Annotated in this window: 12 protein-coding genes; 1 reads left to right on the top strand and 11 read right to left on the bottom strand. The window is 56.5% G+C overall.

What is annotated here, in order from left to right:
* From FE840_RS20790 to FE840_RS20750, 9 genes are all read right to left on the bottom strand, one after another.
* Positions 1-1327: ATP-binding protein (locus FE840_RS20790; RefSeq protein WP_179028232.1), on the bottom strand; the 1327-nt coding region annotated here is incomplete at its 3' end.
* Between the two features lie 253 nt (positions 1328-1580).
* Positions 1581-6473 (bottom strand): DEAD/DEAH box helicase, encoded by a 4893-nt coding sequence (locus FE840_RS20785; protein WP_138289561.1) that lies wholly within the window; start codon positions 6471-6473, stop codon positions 1581-1583.
* Between the two features lie 16 nt (positions 6474-6489).
* Positions 6490-7149, bottom strand: coding sequence for an RloB family protein (locus FE840_RS20780; protein ID WP_138289563.1), 660 nt, complete (start codon positions 7147-7149; stop codon positions 6490-6492).
* Positions 7150-7163: 14 nt separating this feature from the next.
* Positions 7164-8333 (bottom strand): AAA family ATPase, encoded by a 1170-nt coding sequence (locus FE840_RS20775; protein ID WP_246318980.1) that lies wholly within the window; start codon positions 8331-8333, stop codon positions 7164-7166.
* A 432-nt stretch (positions 8334-8765) separates the two neighbouring features.
* Positions 8766-9017, bottom strand: a complete 252-nt coding sequence (locus FE840_RS20770; RefSeq protein ID WP_138289567.1) for a ribbon-helix-helix domain-containing protein — start codon at positions 9015-9017, stop codon at positions 8766-8768.
* 641 nt (positions 9018-9658) lie between these two features.
* Positions 9659-10309, bottom strand: a complete 651-nt coding sequence (locus FE840_RS20765; protein ID WP_138289610.1) for an outer membrane protein — start codon at positions 10307-10309, stop codon at positions 9659-9661.
* A gap of 246 nt (positions 10310-10555) precedes the next feature.
* Positions 10556-11458: an ArdC family protein gene (locus tag FE840_RS20760; protein WP_138289569.1), complete on the bottom strand. Its 903-nt coding sequence runs from the start codon at positions 11456-11458 to the stop codon at positions 10556-10558.
* A gap of 395 nt (positions 11459-11853) precedes the next feature.
* The gene (locus FE840_RS20755) at positions 11854-13002 is read right to left on the bottom strand and encodes a hypothetical protein (protein WP_246318978.1); all 1149 of its coding nucleotides are present in this window, start codon (positions 13000-13002) and stop codon (positions 11854-11856) included.
* Between the two features lie 337 nt (positions 13003-13339).
* Positions 13340-13831 carry a hypothetical protein gene (locus tag FE840_RS20750; protein WP_138289571.1) on the bottom strand — a complete coding sequence of 164 codons (492 nt, stop codon included), beginning with the start codon at positions 13829-13831 and terminating at the stop codon, positions 13340-13342.
* A 153-nt stretch (positions 13832-13984) separates the two neighbouring features.
* On the opposite strand from FE840_RS20750, the gene FE840_RS20745 reads away from it, so the two are divergent.
* Positions 13985-14416 carry a hypothetical protein gene (locus FE840_RS20745; protein ID WP_138289573.1) on the top strand — a complete coding sequence of 144 codons (432 nt, stop codon included), beginning with the start codon at positions 13985-13987 and terminating at the stop codon, positions 14414-14416.
* 175 nt (positions 14417-14591) lie between these two features.
* Here the strand turns inward: FE840_RS20745 and FE840_RS20740 are convergent, their stop codons facing one another.
* Together FE840_RS20740 and FE840_RS20735 are read right to left on the bottom strand one after the other, a co-directional pair.
* A complete protein-coding gene (locus FE840_RS20740) occupies positions 14592-15272 on the bottom strand; it encodes a DNA methyltransferase (RefSeq protein ID WP_138289575.1) in 681 nt (226 codons plus the stop codon).
* The gene (locus FE840_RS20735; protein ID WP_138289577.1) at positions 15269-15487 is read right to left on the bottom strand and encodes a hypothetical protein; all 219 of its coding nucleotides are present in this window, start codon (positions 15485-15487) and stop codon (positions 15269-15271) included. Before FE840_RS20735 ends, FE840_RS20740 begins: the two co-directional genes overlap by 4 nt.
* Positions 15488-16405: the final 918 nt, after the last annotated feature.

Here is a 16405-nt window from a genome sequence, read left to right as displayed (position 1 = left end):
GGTCTTCCGGGTTGATAACTTCAGCACCTCTCCTGAAATCCTTCACCTTTGTCCGTCGGACGCCTACTTGCGCGGTAGGTTCATTCAAAAAGTAGCGGATCGCGTCGAACTGAGCTGAGTTGGCGAGATGCGAAGAGTGGGTCGAGACGATGAATTGTACCTGCCAGACAGGCTCGTTCGGATACTTTTCGGAAAGTTTTGCAACTGCTTGGTTAAGCTGAGCGATGAAAACCTCCTGCATTTGTGGATGCAGGTGGGCTTCCGGTTCCTCGATGAACACAAGGTGGGTTGAGGGCCGCACACTTGAAATTCTATATGCCTTGTGCAGGGCTTCTAGCTGGAGCAAAATGAAAATAAGATTGCGTGTCCCAAGCCCGTTATAACCTTCCGGTAGGTGAACTCCGTCCGTACCGGTGTAGTGAATACGCGTGTTATCAGTCAAAAGGCTCTCAACATCGATGTTCGTCTGTGGTCTGAGTTCTGTGTCGTTGAGACTTGGAAATCCGAATGTATTGAGAGCAGGCAGAAGGGCTTTCAATTGATCGTCGAAATCATCTTGCATGGCCTTTTCGAGCACAGTGACCGAGGTCTTGAGGCCATCAGCAATTTTCTGGTCATCTGCGGATGCCGTGGGACTACTGGCCGTGCGGAACAGTCTGTTGAGGAGTTTACCTATCACGTCAGGATCGCCGCGCTTTCCTAGATCTAGCGTCCTCTGAGCCTTAACGAATCCAGTGTGCACAAGCCCACCCAGCTCGCTGGCTTTCTCAAAGGTTCGGCGATTGGTCTCATCGGTCGGGTCGATCGCGAAGGTTTTGATTGAATAGGCTCTCGGAATTGCCTCGCGCAGATGGCAGTAGAGAGCATCTGCGGCGTCGGAATCTACTGCCGGATCCGGAAAATCAAGAAGTGATGCTACCGTATTGAGACTGGGAGAGTATTCGATCCTGGCGATAGCGGTGGTGCAGTCCGGGTCCAGATCAATGATAAACGGCGACAAGGGTCCGAGATCCGCAGCATTCTGATCGTATGAGAACGTCAGTGTCAACGCGATGAAAGGCAACTCGGCAAGAACTTCATCGGGCGCGCACTCACCCTTTACCCGAAGCCGCTTGGCAGACAGGAACTTCGGTCGTACTACCGCCGCGAAATCCTCAAGCCGGAAGCGCCCGCTCTGCTCACCTAGGAAGCGATCGAAGATCTCGGTCAGAGACGTTTTTCCGCTGTTGTTCCTTCCGACAATGACAGTGGCGCTCGCTTCAATGGCGATTTCAGCGTCCGCCAGGAGGCGGAACCCTTCCACTCTTACGCTAGTAAGTCTGACCATGAAGCCCTCCTTCGACTAGATGCAGGATACATGTAGAGACCGGTCATATGATCCCGGCTAGAGAAGGTGCGGCCGAGAAGGCTGAAAATCATAAATACTTTCCAATACAACCTCAGCTCACACGCTGCGTCCAGGAACGCTAACGCTCTTGGATCCTCGGTTGTAACCCGTGGGGACAGCTCCCAATTTTCTTTGTGACCGGTTTTTACAAGTGTTTTGCCGTTACCCCAACGATAGCTTAAGGGGAGAGCCATTAGTCAATCTCCAGACGGGGAAGTCCGTTCACTATCTTCATCGTCTCCAAGCTGACGGTGATGACTCTCTGGAATAGTTCGAGAGGGTACTTCGGGTCGCCAACGGTTTCGTTGGCATAGTCATTGGCATCGTTCACGATGCCACTGTCCTTATCAGTCTTGACCACCTGCCGTTCCATCACCCATTCCAGTGCAGGCTTGCCGTTGACCACGTAGTCATAGGCGGCTAAGGGCACGTTCTGCATGGTGATATGGTCATTGTAGATGACGGTGGTCCGGTCTTTTTCCTTGCCCTTAGCGCCGAATTTCATCTTCTTGACGCGGTAGAATTTCACCGGGTTTGCCACTGCCTCGTTAATAAGGCGGTGATCGCCTTCCTTGAAGGTGACCATGTAGGGTTCGACGGTTTCGAAATTCACATGCAGATCACCAAGAGCACGACCTGCGTCGCGGAAAGCAGCGAAGTCGGCAAAGGTTTTCACTGGCGGAATACGAGGCAATTGCTTGGCGAGGTTGTTGGCGAAACGCTCGCGGTAGTCAACTGAGTGCAGCAGGCCGTAGATGTAATAGAACAGGTCTTCCTTTGTGATCGTCTCGCCCAGATAGACGGCTTGGAAATGCGCCAGACCGTCGTCAGTGATCGCATGGCGGCGGATAAGGCCGCTGGATTGATCGCCCGCTGCGGCAAAAAGGCTGCCGTTGGAATTCGTTTTTTCGTAGAGATAGAGTGGGAAGCATTGACCTTTTTCAACAGTATCCAAGCCTGGCATCTTCCCACTCAAAAGAGCGGAAAATCCTGCTCGGGCGCCTATTCCAGACACCTGGATCACGCGATTTTCAGCGTCCGCATTAGGGAAAAGGCGGGGCATTTGATAAACCATCTCATTGGTGCGACGGTCAAAATACAACCACTGTATTTGGAAGGGGCGATAAAGCCCTTGAATTAAGTGCGCGCTGTCAAAGTGAATTTTCTTGCGCTTCTCCAAGTCCCATTTCAACGCACGTGTCCAACTTATCCGCTTGGGGTCCCAATTAATAAAGTTGTCTGTGTTCTCAGGCTGATCTGCTTCGACGTAGCGATCCACCTCACGATTGAAGAACTCGATCATCTGGCGCATGTTTTCGACGAGTCTACCTGGGGACGAGTTATAGGCCCAGGCGTCGCGCTGTGTCTTCACGCCGCTCGAATAGTTCTCGAACAGCCCCTCTTCCTCACCGCGTTTCGCGCCCATGATGAGAAACTTTTCGAAGCTACGATCCACCTGATCGAGCCAGTCATTGTTCTCATCCGGCGTGATCGTGCTCCAATCGCCAGCACTAGTGATCCCATCAATTGAGGCATAGTCGCGGATCATGTTCAGCTTTTGCGTCGTCGTAAGGTCCGAGCCAATATCATGGAAATGGATGACACCTTTTTCCTGTGCTTTTGGGTTCTTAACCAGAACGGCGATAGAAATGCCGGTCATGCTGCCCGAAGCAAAAACGTTTTGCCCCTCGCGCGCAGCGCCTTTGGAGAGCATGTTCTTGCGGATATCACCACGCAAATGAAAGACGTAGAGGTCACTGAATTCCTCAGCCAGACATTTACGCATCCCATCGGCGAACGATCGTTCAATCCATGCGCTACCCGAGACGAAGGCCATAACACCCGCATCACCAATGCGCTCGCTGGCCCATCTGAAGGCGCGAATGTAGCTGTCATAGAGGGCGTTCTTGTTGGTGGCTGTTGAATGCGCGGCATAGCTGTCGCGGATGGCGGCATCGAGAGAAGGGTATGGAATGTTCGCCGCATTGTCATTGGCACTGCCTTGGCCCGCCGAATAGGGTGGATTACCGATGATGACGCGGATATCCAGCCCCTTTTGCCGAGTGCGGCGTTCGGAATTGTCTGGCAGGAGGTTGGCGAGCATGTCGCGTTCCTGCTCATACATCTGAAAAGTGTCGGTGAGCAAGATGCCTTCGAACGGATCATAGGGAGCGTTCGCGCTCAACGTGCCATATGCAAGCTCGTGATAGACCGTCTCAATGTTAATGGCGGCGATGTAATATGCCAGCAGCACGATCTCGTTCGCATGAATCTCGTGCTTGTATTTGTGCTCCAACTCGTCAGGCGCGATCAGCCCCGATTGCAGCAGGCGGGTGATGAAGGTGCCGGTGCCCGTGAAAGGGTCGAGAATATGAACGCCCTTGGAGCCAAGTGTTTGACCGAATTGCGCCTTCAGCACGTCATTGACCGAATGAATGATGAAATCCACCACCTCGACGGGGGTGTAGACAATACCTAGCCGCTCCGTCAGCACGGGGAAGGCATTTTTGAAAAACTTATCGTACAGTTCAGTGATGAGGGACTGACGGCCATGGGCGGTTTTTACGTCTGCCGCACGGCGTTCGACGCTAGCATAGAACTTGGCGAGGCTTTCAGATTCCTTCTCTAAATTATGCTCATGAAGCTGGCCGAGAACGATCTCCATCGCTTGGGAAACGGGGTTTTCCTTTGTGAAGCGGCTACCCTTGAAAAGCGCATCAAAGACCGGCTTGGTAATGAGATGCTGCGCCAGCATTTCGATGGCTTCGGCTTCCGAAATCTCAGGATTCAAATCGTCCTGTAATTCGTCAAGGAAGGCAAGGAAGGCTTTGCGCTCCGGCCCGTCCTTGGCGACAATGGTGGTGATGCGGGTGATGTGGGTCTGGGCGATTTTGGCGATGTCTTTTGCCCAGGTATCCCAGTAATCACGAGTACCGCATTTATCGACAATCTTGGCCATGATGGCGCGGGTAAACTCGTCGAAGACAAGGTCGCCCTGTACGGGCTCGGAAACAGTCGGTCGTGTGCTCGGTTCTTCTTGGCCAATACCCGCACCATTCTTTGCGGACTTGGTTTTGGTGGTGGCAAAATCATCGACAACAGCAGTCAATTCCTTCAGCTCGGTCTCTGAGGAAATGCGCACCAGTTCAATCTTGTCGCTGATGTCTTCACCTATTTTCGCCTGATTGATACGGGCATCAAGGCGTTCATCGTGGGCGCGAAGCGCATTCAGGATTTGCCAGACGACCTTGTAGCGTTCGTTGTCATTAAGGGCCTCCTCAGGCTTTGTGTTGGGCGGAATGGCAACCGGCAAAATGACGTAGCCGAGTTTCTTCCCCTCGGCGCGGCGCATAACGCGGCCAACCGACTGCACAACGTCAATCTGGCTCTTGCGCGGATGCATAAACATGATGGCATCAAGGGCTGGAACATCCACCCCTTCAGACAACACCTTGGCATTGGTGAGGATTCGGCATGTGTTGTCACCGGCATCTGCCTTTAGCCAATTAAGCAATGTTTCGCGCTGATTGGCATTGAAACTACCATCTACATGCTCGACCTCAACGTCGAGATTGCGGGCATCGTCGATCTGTTCATTAGCCGTGTATTCCTCAACAACCTTTGCAAATTCATCCTCAATGATCTTCGACTTGGCAATGCTCTGGCAGAACGCGAGTGCGCGGCGCATTGGGCGCGGATCAAACTCAACATCAGCGGCGAGGTCCGCCTTGGTCAGTGCCTTGTAGCAACCGATAATCTTCGTGGCATCATCCAGAGTGAGCTCGGGGCCATTCTTCAGGCGGTTCTGGATAGTGGTAGATATCAGACCTTCATCGACAGCTAGAACAATCACCTTATAGTCGGTCAGCAGGTCATTCTCGACGGCCCAGCCAAAGCCACGATGAAAGAGATCTTTACCAAACTTGGTCTCGTCGTCCATAGACGCCAATTCAGCGTCATGGTCATCAGCCTTGCGCTTGGCAGCATCCCCAAAAATCCTTGGTGTAGCGGTCATGTAGAGGCGCTTTTTAGCGGCCACGTGCGCATTACTATGGATGCGGACAAAGGCGCTGTCGTCCTCGTCCTTCAGCGTGACGCCCGTGGTTCGGTGTGCCTCGTCGCAAACCACCAGGTCAAACTCAGGTAAACCATGGTTTCTCTGTGCCCTGGAGAGTACGTCGATGGAATGGTAGGTTGAAAAGACAACCGTCATTTTATCCGAACTCGCATCCAGCACCTGGCGGGCGATCTTTTCCGAGTCTGTTGTGGCCGGAAAGGCTAGATCGTGCACATTCAGATCCAAGCTGTCGGCGTCGGCGTTACGGCCAACCTTAGCATCGGAACAGGCTGAGAATGCCGTAAACTCTTCCTGGCAATCGTTCTTCCACTCCCGCACGGTCTGCGACATGAGGGCCAAAGATGGAACCATAAAGAGCACACGCTTCCCTCGACCGGCAATAGCCTCGGCGATACGCAACCCAGTGAACGTTTTGCCGGTCCCGCAAGCCATAATCATTTTGCCGCGATCAGCAATTTGAAGGCCTTCGACAACGGCCCGTAGCGCATCGCTTTGATGGTCACGGAGCTGCTTTTTCGGGGCTAGGCTAACGTTACCGGTGCGGATAAACTGTGACCAGTCGATGCGGCTGGCTTCCAGCTCGGCAATGCCAATGCGATTCCAGTCTTTGGAAAGTTTGTCGAGGGTTTCGATGGCGTTACGACCGAACTCCTTCTGGGTCGTATCGGCGATGATCAGGCGCGTGAAAACATCGTTTGAGCTGGCTGAAATAAAGCTGTCTATGTCAGGCTTCTGGATGCTCTGGGTGGGTGCGTAGAACTTGCACTGAATCGCCGCATAACCCGATCCGTCAGCAAGCCTTGCTACCAGATCGATACCGGTATCGTTGCCCTTCCATCCATTTGCTTTGGCCCATTCTCCGAAAGGCAGCACCTCGGAATAGTATTGCTTTTGGATATCGTCGTTTTCGAGGAAGACCCTTATTAGGCGCTCAAAATAGTCGCCCTTTTCGCGTTCACTACGAGCTGCAGAACGATAGGATTCCAATATTTCAGCAAGGCTATTCATGTATTCACTTTCGTTCTTAGTACGACCTGTCAATCTTCAACAGCTCACCCGTCAAAAGATCCACATCGGTATAGGGATCAGTCCCGCTATGCGGCGTGAACAGCGCACGGATGGCTTCCGCGCGGGCGGTTGCCACCGGTATCAGGTCCTTTGTATCCTGAAACACAGTCCTGCTGTTCTTCACATAAGCGGGATAGGACACTGGCTTTCGAAGCTCGGCATAAACCTCGTTACGGTGGATCGGAGCCATGACATCCCGAAAGTGCAAGAGCAGCCAAAGCTCGAAATTGGGCACCGAGGGGATAGCTTTGAACGCAACCTTGCTGCCGGCATCGTTCTTTAACGCCTTATCGGTCGCCTGGGCCTTGGCGAGCGCGTTATGATAGGTCAGGTGGTCATCACGGTCGAACACCACATAGATCCGCTCAAACCCCTTGGTTTGATTGAACCGGTCAATCGCATACTCGACGATCTGCAGTGGAGACGTTCCGTAGTTTGACGGAACGACCGCGATATCGGTGTTCGGAAGGCGCCTATCCCGGCGTATGGCCTCGAAATAATTGACCTCGGTCTTGGCACCTTCGCATACGATCAGCATCCGATCATAGGGACGCTTCCGCCCCTTACGTCTGGTCAGGCGACTTTCGGATCGCTCGAAGCGGTGATGTTTGGCCAAGTACTGCTCTTCCCTTACCCCAGTATCGGGATGCCACCGTAGCGCCCGCTCAAGTATCCCTTCTCAAGGGCCTCGCCCTTGCGTGGGGAGAAGTCCAGAAGGGGGAACAGGTGCGAGACCTGGTCATTGTCTTTCTCGGTAAACCAGACTTGGTCGCGCCTAAGCTTACCGCCATCAAGCAACGACACGTCATGGGTTGAGAAAATCAACTGTGCCCCATTCTGATTCAACTCAGGGTCATTAAACATCTGGACGATCTTCAAGACAAGCAGGGGATGAAGACTGCGATCCAGTTCATCAACAACAAGCGTGCGGCCTTTCTGCAAAATATCGAGGATGGGTCCCGCCAGCTCGAACAGGATCTGGGTCCCAGCCGACTCCTCTGCAAAATCAAACTTGTAGATTTCCCCTTCGGCGACGTGACCGAATTGGGGAACGTCAACCTCCGTATCCTGAACCTCAGGATTGCCGGACATGAAGTTCACCTGAAAATGCTTGCCGGCGCGTGTTTCAAGCGAAATGCTTGATATTCCGGTATCTGCAGCGGCAATCAGGGACTGCACCCGATCACGGTTGGCAGCGCTTTGCATGTAGCGTGCGGAAAAACCAAAACCGATACTTGGCCCATCGGTAAAGACCACAAGATCATCAGCGATGCGCTGATAGAGCGGGCGCAGTTGCTCATTGTTGAGCTGGACGGCTGTGGTCAGAAACAGCACCTCCTTGCGGGTCGCGGTTTCCCAGACTTTCTTTTGTCCGACAAAGTAATCGCTATAGGTATAGTCGTACTTTTCCTTTTTGGGATTGTAGGTCCGGGAAAACCAGACCTGCGGCTTGGTCTTTTCATAGACCAGTAGCCATTCGCTCAAAACCCTGCGACGGGTAATCTCGAACCCGTACTGATAACGGACCCGATTAATCAGAAAGGTCGCTTCGAGCTTGGTCGGATGATCGGCAAAGTCCGGACGCATCCGGAACGGACTCAGGGTACTCTCCTGGTCCGGCTGGATCTGGTTCGACGTTGTCACCATTAGCTGCATGAAGTGCAGTGCACGGATGACATTCGACTTCCCGCTGGCATTGGCACCATAGATGGCCGCGCCATTCAGGATACGCTTTACCTTGTCGAGGCCAGTGGCACGGGTGTGTGAAGCCTCAAGCGTCGTATCGGGGCTCGCGGCCATGCTGAACACGGCTTCGTCCCGGAAGGAGCGAAAATTACAGAACCTGAATTCGAGCAGCATTTTGGGTATTTATCCTATTTATACCCAATTAGCGCATATTTTCCGCAGAGTGGCAATTTATTTCGGCGCAATCGTCTGTTGGGCACCATTGAGCAGTTACCAAAAGGTGACGCTATTGCCGAGCGCAGAAACAAAAAAACATGCCCTCGCCGTATGCTGAGCAGGGACGCGCGGGGGCTTACAACGATATTATAGAGGTTGAAACCGTCTACATAAACGATCGTCTTCTTCATGAACCGACAGATACCATAAAAAAGCAAAGGCCGCTAAGACTTCTCTTAGGCGGCCCTTGTACCCACAGCACGCTGTGAGCCTGTTGCCGATTTTTATGGGGTATCCCACCAGTTCCTGCAAGGGAAAACTGACGCTTTCTTATCTTTCGTTCATGACGTCATGCCGGATGTCTGCACCGGAAGCGTACTCTTTGCCACGACCCGCCGCAATCTCCGCATCAGCGGCGCTGATGTCCTGGCGCAGCGCGCGCATGTTCATTTCGTAATCCGCCAACATGCGGATTCCGGCGTGCACCACCTCGGTTTCCGTGCCGAAGCGACCGCTTTTCACCAGGTCGGAGAGGATGCCGTCATAGGTACCCCCGAGAGAAAATGTCTTCGCGCGGGCCAAGTATCTTGCTCCTTTCCTTCCATTTTATGGCAAAAACCAATATTTTTTCAATAAAACGTCTCGACAACGCGCAGGGTCTTCCCTGCAACCCTGCCTGACCGGCGAAGTCTGAGGGTAGCAACGGCAAGGGTTTCAGGCGTCGGGCACACAAGCCGCAAGCGCGGAGCCTCGGGAGACCACCCCCTTGACCGCGCGAGGGGCAACGCCCCTTAGCTTTTCCCCTTTCCGGATCAAAGCCGCACCCGTGCGAGATCCGGGGCAGGCATTGAAGAACACCGGAGCTTTCAGCATAGCGCCGACCGCAGGGCGGGAAAGCGGGAATTCTCGACACGTCCGGAACCGGTCAAAGTGGTAGCCGCAGGAGCCTCAGCATAGCGACCCGCAGGGAGAGGCGGGACCGACTGCCCCCGGACCGGGCGTTCCGTTTGACCGGCGGAACGCGCCCCCGACCCCACTAACGTCAGCCAGTTCGACACGTCGCCCCGCACCGGCTGGCGACGGGCACCGCGTCATAAATGGGCAGCAAGGCCACTGCGGGGCCTTGCTGTTCCCAAGCCCCCGCCACGACCGGGAACGCGGGTCAAGGCCAACGAGCGCAGCGTGCCTTGAAGCGTGTTCACGGGCGTGGCTTGAACCTCTGTTCAGAACTTCACACCCAGGCCTACGCTGACGGTGTGCTGCTTAAGATCAGCGCTGACGTTCGTGCCATTAATATTGATGCTTTCTTCCGAGAAGTCATTAAACCGATATTCAACGCGCCCGAAAATCTTGTCTGTAACGGCGTAATCCACACCGCCACCAATCGTGTACCCGTTGAAGGTTTCGTCAAATTTTACGCCAGCAACGTCAAGCGTTCCACGGGTGATAGCCCAGCCACCGGTCGCATAGACAAGAGCCTTGTCAAATGCATATCCCAGCCGACCCCTGACGGACCCGTTCCAGTCCGTGCCAACATCCCCGTTGATTCCGAGTGCAGCATAACGGTTCTCGTTCCAGTCATAGGAAAGATCGCCTTCAATACCAACAACAATATTGTTGTCCATCTGGTGTTGATAACCGCCGAAAACCCCGAACCGGCCCCCGTCAAAGTCGTCTGTATCCGTCAGGTTCCCCACGGCAAAGTCACCGTCAAGCCAGCCAGCGCCGCCATGAATACCGAGATAGGCCCCGCTCCACATCAGGGGGCTCTCTGCTGCGAGAGCAACAGGAGCGCTGGGAGCCACAAAAACGGCATCCGCCGCGAACACTGACGTGCTGGCAAGAACTGTGGCGGTGATTGTCAACAATCTCATGGTGAGCAGACCCTTCATACCTCGAAAAAATGCAACATCGGCGCGCATACTGCACGACAGGGTGGAGTATGTCTGTAGCGCATCTGCAACATAAAGATGAATTGGCCGATGGATCATAACGTTTTGGTGAGGGACGTAACACTTGCAAGCCTATTCTCAGGATCTTCGGCTGACAGCCAAACTGGCGTTCCGTTTGATTCGCTCAGGGCATACCTCAACCGTTTCAACGCAAGACCCTGAGGCCGCCTAAGCGGCCTCAGGGTCTTGCGACTGCAGCCCGGCGAGGAAATCGGTTGCCCTAGCAGCGGCGCTGGCAGCCGTGAAGATGGCTTTCTTGTCAGCCTTGAGGACCTTGAGCCAGCTGCCGACATAGGCCGCATGGTCGGGCCGGGGTGTAAGTGCCACGCCAAGATCGGCACAGAGGAAGGCTGCTCCCAGCTCGGCCACAAGCTCTTCAACCGCATAGGCTTCATCGCCGAAGCGCTTGCCGAACTGGCGGTCACACCGGTTGGGTGCGCCACTGTAGTGGATGAGCTCATGCAGCAAGGTGGCGTAGTAGCTCTCGGTCGCGCTACTGGTCTCGGTGCCGAGGAAGCGCTCGCGCTCGGGCATCTGGATGATGTCGTCCGACGGACGGTAGAAGGCACGTGTGCCGCCGTGGCAAACAGTGGCGCCGGTTGCGGAGATAAAGCGATCGGCGGCTTCGATGACCTGCACGGCATCTTTGGGCTCTGGTATTGCGGGAGCGTCATAGCCGTCGACCTGGTCGGCATTGAATACATAGCTTGCGCGAGCCATGAGGCGTTTGCCGGACTGGGTCTCGCCGTTGTCGTTGGTCTCTTCGACGTTCAATTCCTTGTAGAAGACGACCAGGCTTGCCTTCTCGCCCTTCCGGACCTGACAGCCCTTGGTCTGCCATTGGCGGTAGGTGCCCCAGGTGCCGGTGGCAAAGCCGCGTGCCTGTGCGGAGGCCCAGAGGCTGAGGACGTTGATGCCGCGATAGGCTTTGGTGGTGTCGATATTGACGGGGCGATTCAAGCCTTCGCCGTGGCGGTGCCAGGGCATTTGCCAGCTTCCCGCGCCGGCTTCGATGGCGGCGATGATGGTGTTGGTGACCTCGGTGTAGACGTCGAAGCGTTCGGTTTTCATGGTTTTCTCTCCTCTTGGGGAGGGCTGCGCCCATCGCAGCCGTCCGATGGCGACCGAAGCGGCGGGGGCAAGCAGGCTGGCGCATCCGTCAGGACCGCAGCGACGCGAAGGATGCCGGGCGGGCTGTTTGTTGGAGCGCAGCGTTCGCGAGGAATGCGGTGTCAGCCGCAGGGGAAGAAACCGCCCGACAGGCGTTGCGCCAGACAGCGCCACTGCCAGGTCAGCCAGGAATAAGGACGGCTCGTGGGACACCGGCTCTTACGGGAGGGACGAACATGCCGGAACGATTCGCAAACGACGGTCGACCAGTCACCAAACCTCTGAGCACAGGCCAGAGTGGCTTTTCTGGGAAACAAGCGCCCTGAGATCGGGAGAGAAGCTATAGGCGTCTGCTATCAATTGCAGCAAAGTCGGCGCACGTAGGTGTTGCCAAGAGTGATGAAGGAATCTGCGGGGACAGATCCTGAAGCCTTATCCGCCTTCAGACGGTCCGACGCTCTGTCGAGGGCATAAGTGCCGCGTAGGGTGACGGCAAACCAGCCGTTTGAGGCCAGATGAATGTCCAAAGGAGTAGCGGACGATGAGGCCAGTGCAACGCCTTCATCTAGCGTACGCACGCTCTTGATTTGGATGAAGCGCTCCGATCCTGAGGGACCCTCATATTCGTTCACTTTGATCCAGGTCTCATGCAGATAACCCCGGCTGCCCTGAACATCTGCGACGAACCAACGATTTGTGGAGCCTGACAGAGTTACCCGGGTGCCATTTCGCAGCTGCCGGAGAGCAACAGCCTTGTCGTCCGGTGCAGCCTTCAGCTCCACTGATCCTCTCGGATGTCGCACAATGCCTGAGCGGGCTTCAGGTATGCTGAGATCGACGTCCAAAGGTTTCGGCGTCGAGCTCAATGATGGACGCGCGGCTTGCCGTACCGGCAAATCGGAAAGATCAAAGTTTTCTTTCGTTATCCTGTACTGCGTCATTTCACTTGCCGACAAATAGCGCATGTCACTGCTGTCATATTGCAGAGCAACACCAAGAAGAGCGGGATCCGCACCCATTTCCGCAATGTACGCCATCACCATCGCAGTCATCTGCTGAATGCCCGCGACGGCATCGTCCACATCTAAAGAGCCGGCTCCTGCGAATGACGATCGGTGGACCCCAATCGAACCAGGTTGAGCAAACCTCATGGTGCCACCCAGAAAAGCAAGCGCGCACGCGGATGAACACTCGCTGTCCCTAGGCTGTATGGTCGCAAGGCCAAGAGCGCGGATGATGCGCCCCAACTCCATGGCCTTCGTGACGTTTCCGCCGGGGGAATCAAACGTTACCGCAATCGCATCAACGCTATCGACCTTTGCAGCGAAGCGAGAAAGATCATCTGCGAAGTCGAACTCACCCGAGACCACCACGAAAGTGATCCCGGTATCGGTTTCAGCACTGGAATAGCGCAGCTCTGCTCTCGCCTGAGACAGACCGAACAACAGCAGCAGTGACGTCACAATCAAACTACGAGCAACCAACTGGATATTCGCTATCGCCATTCGAGCACCCGTGAAGATTTGGAGAGAGACCTATGGGTCCGAGGATCAAGATCTCCGCGACCTTTGATTATCGGGTTCCATTGATAAGGAACGACGTATTGGCATTCAACCTTCACCGTCAGGTGGCAGGTCACCTTTTCGAGATGGGACCACAGGTTGGATGGGCACATAAAGCCGCGCCGCAGTTGCAACTTGATGCAATGGAAGAACCGATATCCATGGGATCTCGGTCAATCTTGTTTTCCGAGCTGGACAACGGAGTTGTTAATAACAGCTTGCACGTCAAGGTCAGGTTTTTGCCGGTTGGCTTAAGGGCTGTAGATCGCAAGCATCCCTGTCAAAAAGCCAGAGATCGCAGGCTGAAGCGCCCATATGCTTCGAGGAAGCCATCGCGGAGATCCACTGACAAAGCCTCGGCAGTCGGAAAGGCAAAAACCCGCGCCTTGCCGCGCCGCTCCACCGGACGCCCGATCAGCGCCCGCAAGGGTACCCAGTAGAAGTGGTCCGTACGGTCCAGATCCAGGCAGGCGAAATTGACGGTCATGTGGAAGAACGCCTCGAAACAGGCGAGCTTGTCCACCTCGGTGACCTCGAACAGCAGATGGTCGTCATAGGCGGACTTGGCCTTGACATCGAAGGCCATCATGCCGGCATGGGGGATGCCGACTAGGTAGTCAGGCCGCTTGATACGGCCCCGCAGACGGTCCGGCACGTTCAGCGGTGACTGCTCGACATAGAGAAACGCCACCCCAGACTGGTTAAGCCACGCCCGAAAGGAGGCTTCAGCCTCTTCGCCCTTGGCTTTCAGATCGGCGGGTAGTCGGAACATGGCGGAAGCGTGCCCTCGCAGCTTCCCCTTAGCAAGCGGGCGGCGCGCGTTCCCGGAGGCGACTGTGGCGAATGTGCATATTGACCTTGCCCCGCATAAGAACATAATAGGAACATATTCCGCGCTCACCGCCAGAAAAAGGCAGACTTTCCCATGCTCGAAGATCCCCGCAAGGCCCTTGACCTCCGCGTCAGCATTGCGCTGAGCTGCCTGCGCAAGACCACAATCCGCGCCTTTGCGGGACGCGGCCCGAGCCGTCGCCGCGAGCCTCAGGCTATCACGCAGATAGCAGACCAGGTCGCAGCCGCGCTGATGGTGAGCTTGATGTTCTGCCGTGATGGCACCCCTGTCATCCGCAGTCGTATCGCCCACCACATCGCCACGGTCATGCAGGGCATCCCGGACGGCATCGCCCGCGAATGGGCCGGGCTCGATGCCACAGCACGCGATAAGGCCCGGCAGCATATTGCAGACCAGATAGTCTGGCGGCTGTGGGAGCGTTATACGGTCACGCTGCAGGCGCGCGCGGTCGTCGTCCCGACCGCAAAAGTCTGGTGTGGGGTGGCGCAAACCGACCCTGAGTAGCAAACAAAAAGTGCCATTTTGCTTTTTGAGCGAAGCATCAACGATGATGCCTCGCGCAAGCGCTGCAAATCAGCGTCTCGGCAAGCCCTATGGGCCTCGCTTGCTCACTACGGCGCTATGGGGGAGCGCGTTCGCGGCGCAATGCCCTCAATAGATGGGCCTTGCGGCCCATGTGTCAGCACAGGCGCTTTTCCGCCGTGGCGGCATGTGTGGCGTCCAGCTCGATACCGAGATAGCGGCACCCGACGCTCTTGGCGGCCACCAAGGTTGAACCCGACCCGGCGAAGGGGTCAAACACCACCCCGCCCGCCGGGCAATAGGTCCGGATGAGGGGCACCAGCTCTTCGACGGGCTTTTGAGTGGGGTGCAGCTTGTTGCCGGTATAGGTCCAGCCGCGCACATCCGACAGGGCCTCAGCCGGCATCGACGGATGGCCCTTGGCGAGGACAAAGGCGTTCTCGTGCATGCCCCGGAACAGACCGCTACGGGATGCATGGGTCTTGCAAAAGACCAGATGCGCAACCGGGCGCAACCCAGCGGCCCGCCATGCCCCGAAAAACGTATCGGTCGCCGTCCAGCCGTAAAAGCTGATGCAGAGACTGCCGGGCTTCATCAATCGGGCCACCTCATGGAAGGCCGGCGCCACCCAGTCGGCGCGGTTGTCATTGGCCACCGTCCGGCCCGCCCGATCGCGATAGCCACAGATGTATGGCGGGTCGGTGAGCACCAGGTCGACGCTGGCAGCGGGGAGTGTGGGCATGATGTCGAGGCAATCCCCCTGGAGGATGCCGTTTGGCAGGGCGGGGACCTCGAAGACGAGGTGCCCGTCCTGTACCCGTGGGCGGGCGGGGCTCATCGCCCCGCCTTTCCCTGGGATTGTTCCTCGTTCGCCTTCGGCGGGCGCACGACCAGGCGGCCATTGAGCGGCAAGGCAGTCAGGGTGAGGTTGAGACCTTCACCGTCTGCATGCTGCCATGCGGCGCCGACCTTGGTCCAGAAGGCGTTATCACCCTCCCCTTCGACCACATAGACGTTATGGGTGGGGCGGCTGTTGCTGTTGCGGTTTTTCATATGGGGATCTCCCGTTGGTTATCCGGTTACGCCCTTCGCAACCGGTCGGGTGGCGTGCGGCCCCGCCGGGCGCGCCCTGCAATGGAGGGTCCGACCGAGGGCTCCCTCGGGGATACGGTTGGATGCCTTGCTGGGCGCTCCCAAGGGGCTAGACCCCCGAACTTTCCGGTCAGAACGGGTGTGAACGGCCAACGGGAACCTCCATGCCGCAACGGTAACAGCGACCCCCTCCCCGACGGGTCAAGGGAAGGCAAGCCGCCGGGCCACGCTGGGTGCCACGGCAAGGAAGGGTCCCTCCCCTCCTGCCGGTGCCCATGGTCTGCGCAATGTCAGGAACAGCACAGGTCCACAGGAAAGGCGGGGCGATGAGCCCCGTCCGCCCATGGCGTGCAGGCTGGGAGGTCACAGAGAAGGGTGCGGAGCGCTCGTCACTCGGAGCACCCGGAACGGAGACCCTAAGCTAGCACGAGGCTGGGTGCGGGAGTGCCTAGCTCCCGTTGGCCTGACACCGTGGCAGGCCACAGGGAGGGTTCGGGAGGGTGTCCCGCCCGTTCGCTGGCAGGTGTGGTGCCGGCGACACCAGGGCGTCCAGGGGAGCCCTGTCACTACCTGAGACAGACAGGTAGTGACAGGGTGGGCCAGAGATGACGCAAAACCATGGGGGCAGGACGGAAGCCACGCGTCAGGAACGGATAAAGGACGGCGGCATAAGGGACTGGCGAGGTTTGCTCGAACCTTGCCAGCGCTGACACCGAGCCATCTTTGCAACAACCCATGGGCCAAAGCCGCCCCTTTACACCGGAAAGGAGAACCTGACATGCCTATTCAACCGACGCGCCTGACGGCGCACCACAGCAAACCCCCGCCCACTTGTACGGCCCTACGGGCACGCCACGGGGGAGTCCACCGAGACACCCA

It is taken from the genome of Peteryoungia desertarenae, assembly GCF_005860795.2.
In the GTDB taxonomy this organism is placed as follows: domain Bacteria; phylum Pseudomonadota; class Alphaproteobacteria; order Rhizobiales; family Rhizobiaceae; genus Allorhizobium; species Allorhizobium desertarenae.
The sequence above is the reverse complement of the archived record's forward strand: the minus strand, read 5'-3'. Positions and strand labels throughout refer to the sequence as shown.

Coding starts and splice junctions, on each gene's coding strand:
- FE840_RS20750 (WP_138289571.1), bottom strand. CDS start 13,831: ATGTTCCGACTACCCGCCGATCTGAAAGCCAAGGGCGAAGAGGCTGAA.
- FE840_RS20755 (WP_246318978.1), bottom strand. CDS start 13,002: ATGGCGATAGCGAATATCCAGTTGGTTGCTCGTAGTTTGATTGTGACG.
- FE840_RS20775 (WP_246318980.1), bottom strand. CDS start 8,333: ATGGCCGCGAGCCCCGATACGACGCTTGAGGCTTCACACACCCGTGCC.
- FE840_RS20785 (WP_138289561.1), bottom strand. CDS start 6,473: ATGAATAGCCTTGCTGAAATATTGGAATCCTATCGTTCTGCAGCTCGT.
- FE840_RS20735 (WP_138289577.1), bottom strand. CDS start 15,487: ATGAAAAACCGCAACAGCAACAGCCGCCCCACCCATAACGTCTATGTG.
- FE840_RS20745 (WP_138289573.1), top strand. CDS start 13,985: ATGCTCGAAGATCCCCGCAAGGCCCTTGACCTCCGCGTCAGCATTGCG.
- FE840_RS20760 (WP_138289569.1), bottom strand. CDS start 11,458: ATGAAAACCGAACGCTTCGACGTCTACACCGAGGTCACCAACACCATC.
- FE840_RS20765 (WP_138289610.1), bottom strand. CDS start 10,309: ATGAGATTGTTGACAATCACCGCCACAGTTCTTGCCAGCACGTCAGTG.
- FE840_RS20740 (WP_138289575.1), bottom strand. CDS start 15,272: ATGAGCCCCGCCCGCCCACGGGTACAGGACGGGCACCTCGTCTTCGAG.